This is a genomic window from Streptomyces sp. NPDC005784 (assembly GCF_042871525.1).
In the GTDB taxonomy this organism is placed as follows: Bacteria; Actinomycetota; Actinomycetes; order Streptomycetales; family Streptomycetaceae; genus Streptomyces.
In genome coordinates, this window is the sequence record NZ_JBIAIQ010000049.1 from 23627 (window position 1) to 39028 (window position 15402).

The window sequence follows — 15402 nt, forward strand, 5'->3', positions numbered from 1 at the left end:
ATCACTACTCTGGGTTTACCGGCGATAACGCTGCGAACCAGCCCGCCGGCCACCACAGCAGGCGGCCGTTCCACTCAGCCGCCTCTGCTGGATCCGATCTCCGTCTTCTTCCGGACCTCAATTCGGGGAGTCGCAGCCGTGATCAGCCAGCCAAGCAGGCATTGCACGGTGGAGCTCCAAGCCCTGCCGTCGCGGATCGGCCAGGTCCGCAGAATCGTCTCTGCGCAGTTGCGCTACTGGCATCTGGACCCCTTGATAGACCGGGCCGCACTCGGAGTGACCGAGCTGCTGTCGAACGTTCACCGGCATGCCCAGCCGGACAAGATCTGCACCGTGGAGATCGAGCTGCTGCTCGACCGGCTCACGGTCTCGGTGCACGACCACGACCCCCGTCTTCCCGTGGTGCGGGAAGCCGGCCCCGGCTCCACCTGCGGACGCGGCCTCGCCATGGTCGCGGCGGTGAGCGAGAGCTGGGGTGTGCGCCCCGACGGCGAGTCGGGCAAGGTCGTGTGGTTCACCCTTCCGGCGTCGACGCCCGTGGTGGCGGCTTCCCTTCGTTCGCCGTACGAGACGGCGAGCGAGGCCACTCTGAGGCACACCGTCGACGTACTCAGGCCAGAACATGCTCCCGCCCGGTCCGCCGTTGCCGGCTGACCGGGCGGTGACATCCCTCTCGTACGCCGCTCGTTCGCGGGCGTCGTACGGCACCGGGTGGCTCACTCGGTGGCGATGGCCCGCAGTACATCCAGGCGTGCCGCCCGCCGCGCCGGACGCAGTCCCGCGAGGGCTCCGGCCGCGAGACCCACCAGCGCCACCACCACGAGCCGCAGCGGTGGGACCGCGAAGGCGAAGGAGCTGTCCGACGCCCCGTCGGAGGCCTCGACGAGCACCCAGCCGAGGAAGGCCCCGAGGGCGAGTCCGCCCGCCGTGCCGAAGGCGGCGACGAGGACCGACTCCCAGCGGACCATGGCGCGCAGCTGCGCCCGGGTCTGTCCGACGGCCCGCAGCAGGCCGAGTTCCCGCGTGCGCTCGTGGATCGCGAGCGTGAGGGTGTTGGCGATACCGAGCAGGGCGATGAGCACCGCGAGGGCGAGCAGGGCGTAGACCAGGGTCAGCATCATGTCGATGCCGCCCGCCGAGGACTGCGCGTACTCGTCCCGGGTCTGCACCTCGGGATCGCCGTACCGCTCGGCGACCTTCTTCACCGCGGCTTTGCCCTCCGCCGTGCTCACGCCGTCCTTGAAGGAGACGGCGACGAGCGTGTCGGTGTCCTGGGTGCGGTGCGGGGCCCAGGCGGCGCGGGTGACGACGTAGTCGCCGGCGAGTTCCGACTGGCCGTAGACGGCGCGGACCGTGAAGTTCACCCTCTGCCCGTCGGTGAAGGCGAGCCGGGCCGTGTCGCCGGTCGCCAGATGCTGTTTGTCGGCCTCCTTGCGGGTGATGGCGATGCCGTCGGTGCCGAGGCTGCTCAGCGAGCCCTGTACGTCACCGAGGTCGAAGACCTTGCCGAGCGTGACCGGGTCGGTGACCGTCAACGCGCGTCCCTCGCCGTTGACTTCGGCGACACCCTTGCCGAGCCCGACGGCGTACTCGACCGTCGGCTGAGCTGAGATGGCCGGGGCCAGTTTCGGGCTGAGTCCGCTGCCGCCCGCGCCGAACGACGGGGTGCTGACGGCGACGTCACCCGCGAAGGAGCGGGAGACCGTCTGGTCCATGGTGGCCTTGAGCGAGGCGCCGAAGACCGTGAACAGTGTGACGACGGCGACGCCGATCATGAGGGCGCCCGCGGTGGCGGCGGTCCGCTTGGGGCTGCGCAGCGCGTTGCGCCGGGCGAGTCCGCCGGTGACCCCGCGCAGCTTGCCGAGCGGCGCGCCGAGGACTCGTACGGCGGTCGTGGAAGCGACCGGACCGAGGACCACGAAGGCGGCGAGGGCCAGCACGGCGCCGAGTCCGGCGAGCCACAGCGACGGAGTCAGCAGGACTCCGGTCAGGGTGACGCCCAACGCCAGGGCGGCCAGTCCCCCGCCGACGCTCGCGCGGCCGCGCGAGGCACCGGACTCGTCGACGGCGGTCTCCCGCAGCGCGGCGAGCGGCGCGGTGCGTCCCGCCCGTGCGGCGGGCAGCAGCGCGGAGCCGAGGCAGACCACGATGCCGACGCCGAGCGGCAGCAGCATGGACAGCGCGCTGATCACCAGGTCGCCCTCGGGGAAAGGGAATCCGATGGCCGGGAACAGTGCCTGGAGTCCGGCCGCGATGCCGATGCCGCCGACGAGCCCCACGGCCGAGGCGGTCACGGCGACGACGCTCGCCTCGGCCAGGGTCGACACGGTGACCTGGCGGCGCGATGCGCCCAGGGCGCGCAACAGGGCGTTCTCACGGGTGCGTTGGGCGACGACGATCGCGAAGGTGTTGTGGATGGAGAAGGTCGCCACGAGGAGCGCGATGCCGGAGAAGACGAGCAGCAGCGTGGTGAAGACGGTGAGGAACTGGCTGGAGATCACGTCGGTGTTCTCCTGCGCGGACTCCTGTCCGGTGATGGCCTCGACTCCCTTGGGGAGTACGGGAGCCAGGTCGGAGACGAGCTTGCCCTGACCGACTCCCGGGCCCGCGCGCACGCGGATGCTCGCGGCCTCGCCGGGCTTCGCGGTCAGGTACTTCTCCGCGTCCGCCTGCGCCATCCCGGTGAACGTCACCTGGGCCATGCCGTCCTCGCCGCCGAAGGTCGCGAGGCCCACGATCGTCACCCGGACCGGGTCGGGCGTGCGCAGGACCGTCGTGTCGCCGATCTTCAGGTGGCCCTTCTTGGCGGTGCCTCGGTTGACGACGACCTCGCCGGACTTCGACGGGGCACGGCCCTCGGCGAGTCGGTACGCGTTGAGCTCGGGGTCGTCGATCCAGTTGCCCGCGAGGGTGGGCGGGCCCTGTCCGCCGATGGGCTTTCCGTCCGAGCCGATGAGCTGGCCGGCGCCCTGGATGTCGGGCGCGGCGGCCGCGACACCGGGGGTCCGCTCGATCGTCCTCACCAGATCGGTGGCGACGGGCGCGCGTACGCCCTGGCTCTCCCCCGGGGTGGTGATGGTGTCGGCGCTGCGGACCACGGCGTCGGTGCCCTTGGTCGCGTTGCCGAACATCGTGTCGAACCCGGCGCGCAGCGTGTCGCCCATGACGAGGGTGCCGGCCAGGAAGGCGACGCCGAGCAGCACCGCGAAGAACGTCCCCGCGAAGCGGCGTTTGTGGCTGCGCAGCGACGAGACGCTGAGGCGCAGTGCGGCGGCGTTCATACCGGTGCCCCCTTGCCGTCGAAGGCCTTCATGCGGTCGAGGACCTTGTCTGCCGTCGGGTTCTCCATCCGGTCCACGAGGCGTCCGTCGGCGAGGAAGACCACCTCGTCGGCGTGCGCGGCGGCGACCGGGTCGTGGGTGACCATGACGACCGTGCGGTCCATCTGGCGCACGGCCCGGCCGAGGAGGTTCAGGACGTCCTCGCCGGAGCGGGAGTCGAGGTTGCCGGTGGGTTCGTCGGCGAAGACGACGTCGGGCTGACCGGCGAACGCCCTTGCCACGGCGACGCGTTGCTGCTGTCCGCCGGACAGCTCGCTGGGCCGGTGGTGGAGCCGGTCGCGCAGACCGACGACGTCGACGAGGGCGTCGGTCCATTCGCGGGAGCCCTTGGTTCCCGCGAGGTCCATGGGCAGGGCGATGTTCTCCGCGACGGTGAGCGTCGGAATCAGGTTGAACGCCTGGAAGACGAAGCCGATCCGGTCGCGGCGCAGCAGGGTCAGGCGGCGGTCGTCGAGGGTGCCGAGTTCGGTGTCGCCGATGTACGCGGCGCCCGAGGTGAGGGTGTCCAGGCCGGCCGCGCAGTGCATGAGCGTGGACTTGCCGGAGCCGGAGGGCCCCATGATCGCGGTGAAGCGGCCGGCCGGAAAGCCGACGCTCACCCCGTCCAGGGCCCGCACGGCGGTGTCGCCGCTGCCGTAGACCTTCACGGCCCCGGTGACGCGTGCCGCGTCGCGGCGGCCGGTCGTGGGCGTCATACCGCACCGCCCTTGCCCGTACGACCGAACTGCTCGTCGAGGACGGACAGGCGGCGCCAGTACTCGTCCTCGTCGATCTCTCCGGAGGCGAAACGGCGGCCGAGCACGGCGATCGGCGAGTCGCCGGCCGGCAGGGAGCCGCCCGGGCCGAACCCGCCCACCCCGCGCCACGGGCCGCGGCGTCCGCGCCAGGCGGTGCGGCGCAGGACGGTCACGACGCCGATCACGACGGCCGCCCAGATCAGCGGAAGGAACAGGATCCAGGGGCCGGGGCCGCCGTCCCAGTGCGCCAGGGTCTGCATCTCGAGTCATCTCCTCGGTGGAATCGCGCGTCTCCGCGGGATCTCTTGGTGATGCTTCGAGACTCGCCCCGGCAGGGGGTCGGAGTCGTCGTACGGCCAGCGGCCGTGCGCGTACCTCGGGGGGAGTACGCAGGGCGCCCCGCGCTGCTCCGCGCGGCGGCTCCCCGCGGACAGCTGGGCCCCCTCGACCTCTGTACCTACTAGTATGTACAGTCGGTTCATGAGCACTCCGGAGCGACTGATCGAGTCCACGCGCGAGCTGCTGTGGGAGCGCGGCTATGTGGGCACCAGCCCCAAAGCGATCCTGGAGCACGCGGACGCGGGGCAGGGCAGCATGTACCACCACTTCCGGGGCAAGCCCGGTCTGGCGCTCGCCGCGATTCGCCGTACCGCCGAGGAGATGCGGGCCACCGCCGAGGGCGTCCTCGGCTCGCCCGGATCGCCGTACGAGCGGATCGAGGCCTATCTGCGCCGCGAGCGCGACGTGCTGCGCGGGTGCCCGATCGGGCGGCTCACGATGGACCCGGACGTGATCGCGAGCGACGAACTGCGCGCGCCCGTCGACGAAACGCTGGAATGGCTGCGCGGGCGGCTGGCAGGCATCGTCGAAGAGGGCAAGGAACAGGGGCAGTTCGCGGCCGCGCTGGACGGCGAGGACATCGCCGCGACGATCCTCGCGACCGTCCAGGGCGGCTACGTCCTGGCGCGCGCCTCCGGTTCACCGGCCGCGTTCGACACGGGAGTCCGCGGGCTGCTCGCCCTGCTGGCACCCGCCCGCTGACACCGTCGCACAGAAGTCCACGGGGCCGGCGTCCGCCCTCCCCGCGAAAACCGCGAACCCCGAACCCCGAACCCCGAACTCCAGGAAGGACCTTCCCATGCACGCCATGCAGTACGAGCTCACGTTTCCCGCCGCCTACGACATGGCCGTCATCTGGGACCGGGTCGCCCACGTCGGCCACCGGCTCGACGCGTGGCACGGCCTCGGGATCAAGGCGTATCTGATGCGCGAGCGCGGGGTGGACGGTTCCCCCGTCAACCAGTACGCGCCGTTCTACCTCTGGCACACCGCCGAGGGCATGAACTCCTTTCTCTGGGGCGGGGCGTTCCAAGGCCTGGTGAACGACTTCGGGCGCCCCGTGGTGCAGCACTGGACCGGTCTCGCGTACGAGGAGGGCGGCGCCGCCGGATCGCCGGCCAAGGTCGCGGTCCGGCGGCGCCGGGCCGTCGCCGAGGGCGTGGAGCTGTCCGAGGCGATGGAGGAGGCGGTGCGCGAGGCCGGGCGGCTGGCCGCGCTGGACGGGGCGGTCTGCACGGGTGCCGCCGTCGATCCTCGGCACTGGGAGGTCGTGCATTTCTCACTCTGGGACCACGACTCCCCCAAGGCGACGGGCGAGGTCTTCCAGGTGCTGCACATGTCCGAGCCCGAGCGCGACCGGCTGCCGCGGGGCCGGCAGTGGTGAGCCCGGTGGCCGCGGTCCGTACGGTCCTGGGCGACGTGCTCCCCGAACACCTCGGGGTGTGCGACGCGCACGACCATCTCTTCTTCGGCAGCCCGCAACTCCCGGGCCAGGAACTGTGCGACGCGTCCGCCGCGCGGGCCGAGCTGGCCGCGTTCCGCGCGCAGGGCGGTGGCAGCGTGGTCCAGTGGACGCCGTACGGTCTGGGCAGGCGGGCCGCGGATCTGCCGCTGATCTCCCGAGACTCCGAGGTCCACGTCGTCGCGGCGACCGGGCTGCACCAAGCGGCGCACTACACACCGGAGTTGCTGAGCGAGCTGCGCGGCACGCTGGCCGGCGTCCTCGTCGCCGAGCTCACGACGGGCATCGGGACGACCGGGGTCCGGGCCGGGCTGATCAAGGTCGCGGGCGGCTTCCACGCCCTGGACGCGCACGCCCGCTGGACGATGACCGCCGCTGCCGAGGCCCACCACGCCACCGGTGCGCCGATCGCCGTGCACCTGGAGCTGGGCACCGGGGCACTGGACGTACTCGACCTGCTGTGCGGCGAGTTGGGCGTGCCGCCGCACCGGGTGATCCTGGGGCACCTCAACCGTTCCCCGGACCTCGTGGCGCAGCGCGAGGCCGCCGAGTCGGGCGCCTACCTCGCCTTCGACGGCCCCTCCCACGCCAACCACGCGACGGACTGGCGCATGCCCGACGCCGTACGCGCCCTCGCCGACGCCGGTTTCGGCGGCCGGCTGCTGCTCGGCGGCGACACGACGACCGCTGCGGCGCGCTCGGTCAACGGCGGCCCGGGGATGCCGTATCTGCTGCGCCGGGTCCGTCCGAGGCTCGAACGCGCCCTGGGCAACGACCTGGTGGACCGGATCCTCACCGAGAACGCCGGGCGGGCCCTCGCCGTCGCCTGGCGCCCCTGAGTGTCAGACGGGCAGCGCCTTCAGTGGGTCGTCCAGCACCGGCTGCCACGCCAACTCGGCTGCCCCGACGAGGCTGTTGTGGTCCAGGGTGCAGGCGAGGATCGGTACCCCGCCGCTCTGTCCCCACAGGCTGCGGTCGGCGACGACGGCGCGCAGCCGGTCCGGGTCGGCGTCCAGCAGGGCGCGGTGCAGTCCGCCGAGGATGATGCGGTCCGGATTGAGGATGTTGACGAGGCCCGCGAGGCCGAGGCCGAGGCGGTCGATCAGCGCCTCGATGGCCCTGCGGACGGACGGATCGGCGTACTCGTCGCGGATCAGCTCGTTGGACTGCTGGAGCAGCGACACCTCGGGGCCGGGGGCGCGGCCGGCCGCGGTGAGGAAGGCGAGCGGGTCGGCCTCGACGTCGAGACAGCCGCGGCTGCCGCAGTGGCAGGGGCGGCCCTCGGGATTGACGGTGAGATGGCCGACTTCGAGGGCGAGCCCCGAACTGCCCGTGTGCAGGCGCCCGTCGAGCACCAGGGCACCGCCGACACCACGGTGTCCGGTGGCCACGCAGAGCAGGTCGCGGGCGCCGCGGCCCGCCCCGTGCCGGTGCTCGGCCAGGGCGGCGAGGTTGACGTCGTTGGCGGCGAACGCCGGACCCTCGATACCGGCCGCGCGCACCCGCTCGGCGAAGATCTGCCGGACGGGGGCGCCCGCGGGCCAGGCCAGGTGCAGTGGGTTGAGGGCGAGCCCCTCGGGTTCGGCGACGGCGGACGGTACGGCGAGCCCGGCGCCCACACAGCGGCGTCCGGTCTCGCGGAGCAGTTCGGCGCCGGCGTCGACGACCGAGCCGAGCACCTTCGCCGGATCGGCGTCGACGGTCTCGCAGCCGGGCGCGGTCGCGACGATCCGGCCGCCGAGGCCGACCAGCGCGGCGCGGAACCCGTCGGCGTGCACCTGCGCGGCCAGCGCCACGGGCCCGTCCTCTGCGACCTCCAGCCGGTGCGAGGGCCGACCCTGCGAACCGGCGGCGGAACCGGGCCGAGCGTCGACCCGGATCAGCCCCAGCGCCTCCAGCTCCGCGGCCACGGCGCCCGCGGTGGCCCGGGTGACGCCCAGCTCGGCGGTGAGCACGGCACGCGTCGGCGCGCGCCCGGTGTGCACGAGTTCCAGCGCCGGTCCGAGTGCCCCGCGCCCCCGGTCGAGCCGTGTCCGCGTGCTGCCATCCCCCGCCGTCCGGGGGCCCGCCTTGCCGTTCATGAGGGCGAGTCTCCCATGATCCGCTCCCGCGGGGCCCGTCCGGTCGTGCCCGCCGCCGGGGGGACACCGCGGCGGGGGGCCGCCGTTCGGAGCGCACGTCGGCCACCCGGTCCGGGAGGCCGCGGCTCGGCATCGGCCGTGAGACCGTCCGCCGCTACCGTGCGGGCCCCGGCGGGAAGCCGCTGACCCGGAGCGTGACGTTCAGCCGCCCGGTCAGTCCCAACTCTGCGGGCGCCGTGCCCGGGTACACCCTCGGTACTCCGTGATACGCGAGCCGTGACGGGCCGCCGAAGACGAAGAGGTCGCCGCTGCGGAGCTCGACGTCGGTGTACGGCCGTGCCCGGGACTCCGTGTTGCCGAACCTGAAGACGCAGGTGTCGCCCAGGCTCAGCGACACGACCGGGGCGTCGGACGATTCGTCGCTGTCGCGGTGCATGCCCATACGGGCCTCGGCGTCGTAGAAGTTGATCAGCGCGATGTCGTACGCGGCGGACGGATCCGTGTCGGGGGCGTCGTCGCCCAGGGTGTCCTTGACCGCCTCGCGGGCCAGGTCGCCGAGCCGGTCGGGGAAGGGCTTCACCGGCGAACCGTCACCGTCGACCACCGTCCGCGCGTAGCCGTACGGGTACCAGTGCCAGCCCAGACAGACCTGCCGGGAGGTCATCGTGCCGCCGCCGGGGGTGCGGACGGTGCGCAGTCCCGCCGGCGGGCGTGCCCAGCCGCGGCAGGCATCGAGGAGCTGCCGCTGGTGTTCTCCGTCCAGCCAGTCCGGGAGGTGCACCGCGCCGGGCGCGATCTCGGTCCGGCCGCGCGGGAACAGTTCCGCGTCCATCGACATGCCCTCATCCTCGCGCACCCGGGGCGCCCCGGGTCGCTTAGCCTTGACCCACGATGAACGACCGGATGACGACACCCTGGGGCGATTACGAGCTCGCCCGATTCCCCGAGGACCCTCGCGATCGACTCCGCGCCTGGGACGCCGCCGACACCTATCTGCTGGGGCACCTCGCAGAGAGCGGCACCCCGCTGACGGGTTCGGTCGTGATCGTCGGCGACCGGTGGGGTGCGCTCACGACGGCGCTGTCGGCGCGGCGGCCGACGCAGATCACCGACTCCCTCCTGGCGCGGGAAGCGACCCGCGCGAATCTGGCGCGGGCCGGTGCCGAGGAGTCCGCGGTCCGGCTCCTCACGACCCAGGAGCCGCCTCCCGAGCGGATCGACGTACTGCTCGTGCGGGTGCCGAAGAGCCTGGCCCTGCTGGAGGACCAGCTGCACCGGCTGGCGCCCGGCGTGCACGAGGGAACGGTCGTCATCGGCACCGGGATGGTCAAGGAGATCCACACCTCGACGCTGCACCTCTTCGAGCGGATCCTCGGTCCGACCCGCACCTCGCTGGCCGAGAAGAAGGCCCGGCTGATCTTCTGCACCCCGCTCCAGGGGATCGCGCGGAAGGCCAACCCCTGGCCGTACAGCTACCGGCTGCCCGACGACATCGGCCCGGTCTCCGGGCACACGGTCGTCAACCACGCGGGCGTCTTCTGTGCCGACCGCCTCGACGTCGGCACCCGCTTCTTCCTCACGCATCTGCCGCGCAGCCGGGGCGCCGAGCGGGTCGTGGACCTGGGCTGCGGCAACGGTGTGGTCGGTACGGCGATCGCGCTGGCCAATCCCGACGCCGAGGTGCTGTTCGCCGACGAGTCGTACCAGGCGGTGGCCTCGGCGGAGGCGACCTACCGGGCGAACGCCGAGGGGAGCGCCGAATTCCGTGTCGCCGACGGGCTGGAGGGCGTCCCGTCCGGGAGCGTCGACCTCGTCCTGAACAATCCCCCGTTCCACTCGCACCAGGCGATGACGGACACGACCGCCTGGCGGATGTTCTCGGACGCCCGGCGCGCGTTGCGGCCGGGCGGCGAGCTGTGGGTGATCGGCAATCGCCACCTGGGCTACCACCTGAAGCTGCGACGGCTCTTCGGCAACAGTGAACTGGTCGCGGGCGACGCCAAGTTCGTGATCCTGCGGGCCGTGAAGAAGGACGCCGAGCAGTAGCCCCCGCACGCCCCGCGCAGCCCGCCCCGCGCAGCACCCGGGGCGGGCGCCGGGGCGGGGCCGAGGCGCGGGGCGGAGCGGCTGGTGGGCACGGTCCGGCCCGGGTCAGCCGGCCTCTTCGTCGGACCGGCTCGTCGGACCGGTTCGCAGGACCGGCTCGTCGGACCGGTTCGCAGGACCGGCTCGTCGGACCGGTTCGCAGGACCGGCTCGTCGGACCGGTTCGCAGGACCGGCTCACGCGGAGGACCTGCGGCGAGGGGCACCCGGCTCGTCGCCAACAGACAGAATGGGCACACTTTTTGATCTCCCCTGTACACCTACGTGTACGACCGTAGAGTGAGGTCGCTCACTCATGACAACTGGGGGAACCATGTCGCGCCGTGCTGTCGTCATCGGCGGGAGCGTGGCCGGCCTGCTCGCCGCCGCGGCTCTGTCCCGGTCCGTGGACGACGTGATCGTGCTGGAGCGCGACGAACTGCCCGACGGGCCGCACCCGCGCAAACGAATCCCGCAGGCACGGCACGCCCACATCCTGCTGCCCAGCGGACGCGACGCCATCCAGGAGCTGCTTCCCGAAGCCGATGTACGTCAGCGTCTGCTCACGTCGGGAGCTGTCGAGCAGTCCATGACCGGCATGCTGGGCTTCGGCGCGCAGGGCTGGTACCGGCGCTGGCCCACCGTGGCCGACGAACTGCTGCTCACCTGCTGCAGCCGCGACCTGCTCGACTCGGTTCTGCGCGACGCCGTCCTCGGGACCACCCGGGTCACGGTCCGCCGTGCCGAGGCGCTGTCGCTGCTGGGAACCGCCGAGCGCGTCACCGGAGTTCGCGTCCTCGCCGACGGCTCCGAGGAGGACCTGAGTGCCGATCTCGTGGTCGACGCGAGCGGACGGGGAACACGCGTCGAGCCATGGCTCGACAGGCTCGGCGTGGCTGACATACCGACCGACGAGGTCGACTCGGGTCTCGTCTACGCCAGCCGGGTCTTCCGCGTTCCGAGAGGTGCGGAGGACTTCCCGCTGACGCAGGTCGAGGCGGACCCCGCCGCCTCCCGGCCGGGGCGTTCCGGAGTTCTGGTGCCGATCGAGGACGGTCGCTGGCTGGTCAGCCTCGCGGGCACCCGCGGCGGCGAACCCACCGCCGATCCCGAGGAGTTCACCGACTTCGCCCTCGGCCTGCGCCACCCGCTCGTCGGGCAGCTCATCTCCGGCGCCGAGCCGCTCAGCGAGGTGTTCCTCAGCCGCAGCACCCGCAACAGGCGCCGCGAGTTCGAGAGGGCGGCCATGCCCGAGGGCCTGGTGGTGCTCGGTGACGCCGTCGCCACCTACAACCCCGTGCACGGCCAGGGCATGTCCGTCGCGGCCCTCGGTGCCCAGGCCCTGAGCCGGCAGTTGCAGCAGGCCGACGTCACGGCTGCGGGCTTCGCCCGCGACGTCCAGCGCGCGGCCGCCAGATCCGTCTCCGCCGCCTACACGGTGAGCACCTCCCAGGACCAGTGGTTCCCGGAGGTCGTCGGCAGGGCTCCGACGCTCGCCGACTCACTTCTCAGCCGCTACAGGGGCCGGATGGCACGCGTGGCCACCACCTCGTACTCCGTGTACGCGGCCATGCGCGCGGTCGTGACGCTCCAGGCCGACGCGAGCAGTCTCCTGCGCCCGAAGCTGCTTCTCGCCACGCTGAAGGGGCCCGTCATGGAGCCCCTGACCGGGCCGCCGCTGACCCCCGGGGAAAGCGCCTTCGTCGACTCCATGGGCCCGGTCCTCGTGTGACGGCGTCCGCGGCACGGGCGTGGGCCTGACGGTCCACGCTCCTGGCGTTCGTCCGCCGATCCGCGCCGCGAGCATGTGAACGACGGTCCGCGCTGCGAGTGTTCCTCCGCGCGGGCGGGCGAAGTGGCCGATGCGCGGGCCACGGCGGGCGCGTTCAGGAGAGCTGCCGTACCGCGGTTCTCCGCGACTGGATCGCGGCGTCGACGATGGGCGTGCGCACCGCCTTGGACAGGCTCAGCAGGGACGGCTGGCCCGTGTCCAACGACCGTGCCCCGGTGTCCTGCCGTCGCACGCGCGTGCTGACCGAGACCACCACATCGACGTCACCGACCGAAATGCCGATGGTGCCGGTCTCCGCGACGGGGCTCGGAGTCTCGGCGAGAGCGGCTACGGCGACCATCGCGGCCATCCCGATCACCTCGGCCTCGGCCGCGCAGGACCCGGCGGCCAGCGCGTCCCGGTAGGCGCGGCGCCGCACCTGGTCGTCGAGCTGTCCGGCCAGTCGCTGAAGGCCGTCGCGGATGGCCGTCTCCCGCGTGGTGAGCCGCAGTTCGACGTCGCCGATCGTCCGCCATGGCAGCGCCGCGACGCAGCGCCGCCGGCTGGTCGGCCCCGCCAGCAGACTGAACAGGGGACGCAGGCGTACGAATGTGACGGCGGAGTCGATGCGCGGGCCGACGAGGGGAAGGATGTAGCCCGCCGAGGCCAGGCAGGAACCGACGGCCACGAGCGGTGCGACGCTGGTGCTGAGACTGTCCCAGTGGTGCCCGAGCCAGTGAGCGGTCAACGCGACGGACTTGACGACGCTGTAGGCGCTGGTGAACATCCAGCCCAGCACGAGCAGAGCCAGCGAACCGCGGGTCCAGCGCTTGACCTTCCGGGTCCAGCGCCAGCACAACAGAGTCGTCGTCACCGCCGCGACCGTGTGTGCCATCAGGTAGAGCACGATCATCTCTCGGATGAACGGGGTCGAGGCGTAGTAGGTGTCGAAGTCGGCCCGGCGCTCGACCGGCGTGTCGCCCAGCGTGAACAGGACGCCTTCGGTGACGATCACTCCCAGGTAGCTGAACAGCCAGGCCCGTGACGTGCGCCGCACCCGGACGGGGTCGCTGCCCCGCCAGTGCACGATGAGGATGAGGGAAGCCGCACCGAAGGCGGTCACCGCGCCGTACGTCAGCGGCGCCGCCACATTCGGTATGCCCGTGAGGCTGTTGACGAGGGCGACGGTGGGCGGCGCGCCGAGCACGAAGCAGAGTCCCGACAACAGGATGACGGCGCAGAACGACCGCTTGAGCGGGTCTCTCCAGTGGCGGCGCAGGTCGGGCAGCTGGGCGGCGAGTCCCATCCAGAGGACCGCCGCGGCCAGGTAGTAGATCAGTCCGTTCACATCGGGCCCAAAGGCAGGCGCAGGCGGACCTCTCGATGCGCGCCGTGGCGCGGATCGGTGGTGGACATCGCACTGTTCACCGGGGTGCACGTGTCCCCGTCGCGCACCAACCTGCGAATATCAGCCAGAAGTTGACCGCTCAAGGCCTTCTCCGTCCTGCGCCCGGTCCAGCGCCGGCTGTGCCCCGAAAACACCGCAAACCCCTGCTCCCCGTGTTCATGGGGCATACGGACGCTTGCCCGAGTGGTCTCCGGGGCGATGCTTCACCCTCGAGCCTGCCGTGCCCTTTCGGCCTTCTCATACTTGTTCACCCTAGCCACCTTGTCACCCACTCGAACTGTCGTCGGTGCAAAAGCGCATGCGCCAGGAGCGGTTTCGACCGGACCCGGCACCGGCGAAGCGATCGCTTTGGGCCGCATATCGGGCCGTAGGGGCATCTGGACGGCGTCACCCCCGCAGAACGCCGATGAGTCCCGCCACCGTCCGTACCATCGCCTCCCGTCCCACGCTGAGGTACTTCCGTGAGTCCACGGCGTCGGGGCTGGCCGCGAGGAACTCCCGTATGGCGCCCGTCATCGCGATGTTCAGCGCGGTGCCGACGTTGACCTTGGCGATGCCGCCTTCGACGGCCGCCCGGAGCTCGCCGTCGGGCACCCCGGAGGAGCCGTGCAGGACGAGGGGAACACCGAGGGAGGCGGCCAGGCGTTTGAGCAGCTCGTGGTCGAGGGCGGCGGTCCGGGTGGTCATCGCGTGCGAGCTGCCGATCGCCACGGCCAGCGCGTCCACACCGGAGTCGGCCACGAAGGCGCGTGCCTCCATGGGGTCGGTACGGGCGCCGGGCGCGTGCGCGTCCCGCGGCGGCTCACCGTTCTTGCCGCCGATCTCGCCCAACTCGGCCTCGATCCACAAGCCCTGGGCGTGTGCCCAGTCGGCGGCGGCCCGGGTCGCGGTGAGATTCTCCTCGTACGGCAGACGCGACGCGTCGTACATGACGGAGCCGAACCCGGCACCGGGCGCCTGCCGCAGCAGGTCGTCGCTCTGTACATGGTCGAGGTGCAACGCGACGGGCACCGAGGCCCGTTCGGCGGCGGCGGTCGCGGCACGGGCCAGCGGGAGCAGCCGGCCGTAGCGGAACTTGACGACGTTCTCGCTGACTTGGAGCACGACGGGCGCGTCGGCGGACTCCGCGCCCGCGATCACGGCCTCGATGTGCTCCAGCGTGATGACGTTGAACGCGGCGACGGCGGTCCGCGTTCCGGCGGCCCTGGTGACCAGCTCACCGGTTGCTGCGAGAGGCACAACTCCTCCTTCTCCGTGGGTGGTCGAGCCGGCTCAGTGGCTGCTGAGGATCACCGAGCGGGTGAGGTGGCGCGGCTGGTCGGGGTCCAGGCCGCGCGCCGCGGCGACGGCGACGGCGAGGCGCTGGGCGCGGACGAGTTCGGCGAGCGGGTCGAGGCCGCCGTCCACCCACAACCCGCCGGTTCCCCGGACCTGTTCGGCCAGCCCCTCGGGTGCCTCGCCGAGCATCCAGGTGGCGGTGCCGTGCGTGGTGATGCTGATGGGACCGTGCCGGTACTCCATCGCCGGGTAGGCCTCGGTCCAGGCGAGGGACGCCTCCCGCATCTTGAGCGCGGCCTCGTTGGCGAGGCCGACGGTCCACCCGCGGCCCAGGAAGGTGAACTGCGAGCAGCCGACGAGTCCTTCGGGCAGCGGTGTGCCGAGCGCGGTGCGCGCGTCGGCGACGACGGCGTCGCTGTGCAGACCGAGGTGGGCCCGCAGCAGGGTGAGCGCGGTGGTCGCGAACCGGGTCTGCACGACGGACCGCTCGTCGGCGAAGCCGAGCACCACGATGTCGTCCGCGGACTCCATCACGGGCGTGTGCGGATCGGCGGTGACGGCGGTCGTACGGGTGCGTCCGCGCAGCCGTCCGAGAAGTCCGAGCACTTCGGTGGTCGTCCCGGAGCGCGTCAGGGCGATCACGCGATCGTACGAGCGGCCCGCGGGGAACTCCGAGGCGGCGAAGGCGTCCGTCTCACCCTGCCCGGACTGTTCGCGCAGCGCGGCCGCGGCCTGTGCCATGAAGAACGAGGTGCCGCATCCCACGATCGCGACGCGTTCCCCCGCCGCGGGCAGCGCGGCTTCGTGCTCGGCCGCCTGCTCGGCGGCGCGGATCCAGCACTCGGGCTGGCTGCTCAGTTCGTCCTCGACATGGGTCATGCCGTTCCCCTCCCACAGATGCT

The 15402-nt window shown here is 72.2% G+C and carries 14 protein-coding genes; 6 read left to right on the forward strand and 8 right to left on the reverse strand.

Going from position 1 to position 15402, the window contains the following annotated elements; translation table 11 throughout:
* Positions 1–138 precede the first annotated feature (138 nt).
* Positions 139–654, forward strand: coding sequence for an ATP-binding protein (locus ACFYR3_RS40555; RefSeq protein ID WP_355839142.1), 516 nt, complete (start codon positions 139–141; stop codon positions 652–654).
* A 62-nt stretch (positions 655–716) separates the two neighbouring features.
* Here the strand turns inward: ACFYR3_RS40555 and ACFYR3_RS40560 are convergent, their stop codons facing one another.
* The 3 genes from ACFYR3_RS40560 to ACFYR3_RS40570 are packed head-to-tail and all read right to left on the reverse strand — an operon-like array spanning position 717 to position 4338.
* The gene (locus ACFYR3_RS40560; RefSeq protein ID WP_389287120.1) at positions 717–3281 is read right to left on the reverse strand and encodes an ABC transporter permease; all 2565 of its coding nucleotides are present in this window, start codon (positions 3279–3281) and stop codon (positions 717–719) included.
* Positions 3278–4036, reverse strand: a complete 759-nt coding sequence (locus ACFYR3_RS40565) for an ABC transporter ATP-binding protein (protein ID WP_355839138.1) — start codon at positions 4034–4036, stop codon at positions 3278–3280. The genes ACFYR3_RS40560 and ACFYR3_RS40565 overlap by 4 nt, the downstream gene beginning before the upstream one ends.
* A complete protein-coding gene (locus ACFYR3_RS40570; protein ID WP_355839136.1) occupies positions 4033–4338 on the reverse strand; it encodes an SHOCT domain-containing protein in 306 nt (101 codons plus the stop codon). Before ACFYR3_RS40570 ends, ACFYR3_RS40565 begins: the two co-directional genes overlap by 4 nt.
* Before the next feature lie 205 nt (positions 4339–4543).
* Between ACFYR3_RS40570 and ACFYR3_RS40575 the strand changes: the two genes are divergently transcribed.
* The 3 genes from ACFYR3_RS40575 (at position 4544) to ACFYR3_RS40585 (ending at position 6718) form a co-directional block, all read left to right on the forward strand.
* Entirely contained in the window at positions 4544–5119 is a 576-nt protein-coding gene (locus tag ACFYR3_RS40575) for a TetR/AcrR family transcriptional regulator (protein WP_355839134.1), read from the forward strand.
* 97 nt (positions 5120–5216) lie between these two features.
* Positions 5217–5801 carry a DUF4865 family protein gene (locus tag ACFYR3_RS40580; RefSeq protein ID WP_389287122.1) on the forward strand — a complete coding sequence of 195 codons (585 nt, stop codon included), beginning with the start codon at positions 5217–5219 and terminating at the stop codon, positions 5799–5801.
* A 5-nt stretch (positions 5802–5806) separates the two neighbouring features.
* Positions 5807–6718 (forward strand): phosphotriesterase, encoded by a 912-nt coding sequence (locus ACFYR3_RS40585; protein WP_355839130.1) that lies wholly within the window; start codon positions 5807–5809, stop codon positions 6716–6718.
* Positions 6719–6721: 3 nt separating this feature from the next.
* Here ACFYR3_RS40585 and ACFYR3_RS40590 read toward each other — a convergent pair whose 3' ends face one another.
* Both ACFYR3_RS40590 and ACFYR3_RS40595 read right to left on the reverse strand, forming a co-directional pair.
* Positions 6722–7960 carry an ROK family protein gene (locus tag ACFYR3_RS40590; protein WP_355839128.1) on the reverse strand — a complete coding sequence of 413 codons (1239 nt, stop codon included), beginning with the start codon at positions 7958–7960 and terminating at the stop codon, positions 6722–6724.
* A 154-nt stretch (positions 7961–8114) separates the two neighbouring features.
* A complete protein-coding gene (locus ACFYR3_RS40595; RefSeq protein ID WP_355839320.1) occupies positions 8115–8792 on the reverse strand; it encodes an alpha-ketoglutarate-dependent dioxygenase AlkB in 678 nt (225 codons plus the stop codon).
* 59 nt (positions 8793–8851) lie between these two features.
* On the opposite strand from ACFYR3_RS40595, the gene ACFYR3_RS40600 reads away from it, so the two are divergent.
* Both ACFYR3_RS40600 and ACFYR3_RS40605 read left to right on the forward strand, forming a co-directional pair.
* The gene (locus ACFYR3_RS40600) at positions 8852–10006 is read left to right on the forward strand and encodes a methyltransferase (protein ID WP_355839126.1); all 1155 of its coding nucleotides are present in this window, start codon (positions 8852–8854) and stop codon (positions 10004–10006) included.
* Positions 10007–10359: 353 nt separating this feature from the next.
* Positions 10360–11775 (forward strand): FAD-dependent monooxygenase, encoded by a 1416-nt coding sequence (locus ACFYR3_RS40605; RefSeq protein WP_356782251.1) that lies wholly within the window; start codon positions 10360–10362, stop codon positions 11773–11775.
* Between the two features lie 154 nt (positions 11776–11929).
* Here the strand turns inward: ACFYR3_RS40605 and ACFYR3_RS40610 are convergent, their stop codons facing one another.
* From ACFYR3_RS40610 to ACFYR3_RS40620, 3 genes are all read right to left on the reverse strand, one after another.
* Positions 11930–13162 carry an MAB_1171c family putative transporter gene (locus tag ACFYR3_RS40610; RefSeq protein ID WP_355839122.1) on the reverse strand — a complete coding sequence of 411 codons (1233 nt, stop codon included), beginning with the start codon at positions 13160–13162 and terminating at the stop codon, positions 11930–11932.
* 447 nt (positions 13163–13609) lie between these two features.
* The gene (locus tag ACFYR3_RS40615) at positions 13610–14461 is read right to left on the reverse strand and encodes a class II fructose-bisphosphate aldolase (protein ID WP_355839120.1); all 852 of its coding nucleotides are present in this window, start codon (positions 14459–14461) and stop codon (positions 13610–13612) included.
* 33 nt (positions 14462–14494) lie between these two features.
* Positions 14495–15379, reverse strand: coding sequence for an SIS domain-containing protein (locus ACFYR3_RS40620; RefSeq protein ID WP_389287126.1), 885 nt, complete (start codon positions 15377–15379; stop codon positions 14495–14497).
* Positions 15380–15402 lie beyond the last annotated feature (23 nt).

What these genes read in the sequence shown, in the direction of transcription:
- ACFYR3_RS40560 (WP_389287120.1), bottom strand. Translation starts at nt 3,281, where the DNA reads ATGAACGCCGCCGCACTGCGCCTCAGCGTCTCGTCGCTGCGCAGCCAC.
- ACFYR3_RS40565 (WP_355839138.1), bottom strand. Translation starts at nt 4,036, where the DNA reads ATGACGCCCACGACCGGCCGCCGCGACGCGGCACGCGTCACCGGGGCC.
- ACFYR3_RS40570 (WP_355839136.1), bottom strand. Translation starts at nt 4,338, where the DNA reads ATGCAGACCCTGGCGCACTGGGACGGCGGCCCCGGCCCCTGGATCCTG.
- ACFYR3_RS40575 (WP_355839134.1), top strand. Translation starts at nt 4,544, where the DNA reads ATGTACAGTCGGTTCATGAGCACTCCGGAGCGACTGATCGAGTCCACG.
- ACFYR3_RS40580 (WP_389287122.1), top strand. Translation starts at nt 5,217, where the DNA reads ATGCACGCCATGCAGTACGAGCTCACGTTTCCCGCCGCCTACGACATG.
- ACFYR3_RS40590 (WP_355839128.1), bottom strand. Translation starts at nt 7,960, where the DNA reads ATGAACGGCAAGGCGGGCCCCCGGACGGCGGGGGATGGCAGCACGCGG.
- ACFYR3_RS40595 (WP_355839320.1), bottom strand. Translation starts at nt 8,792, where the DNA reads ATGGACGCGGAACTGTTCCCGCGCGGCCGGACCGAGATCGCGCCCGGC.
- ACFYR3_RS40600 (WP_355839126.1), top strand. Translation starts at nt 8,852, where the DNA reads ATGAACGACCGGATGACGACACCCTGGGGCGATTACGAGCTCGCCCGA.
- ACFYR3_RS40605 (WP_356782251.1), top strand. Translation starts at nt 10,360, where the DNA reads ATGACAACTGGGGGAACCATGTCGCGCCGTGCTGTCGTCATCGGCGGG.
- ACFYR3_RS40620 (WP_389287126.1), bottom strand. Translation starts at nt 15,379, where the DNA reads ATGACCCATGTCGAGGACGAACTGAGCAGCCAGCCCGAGTGCTGGATC.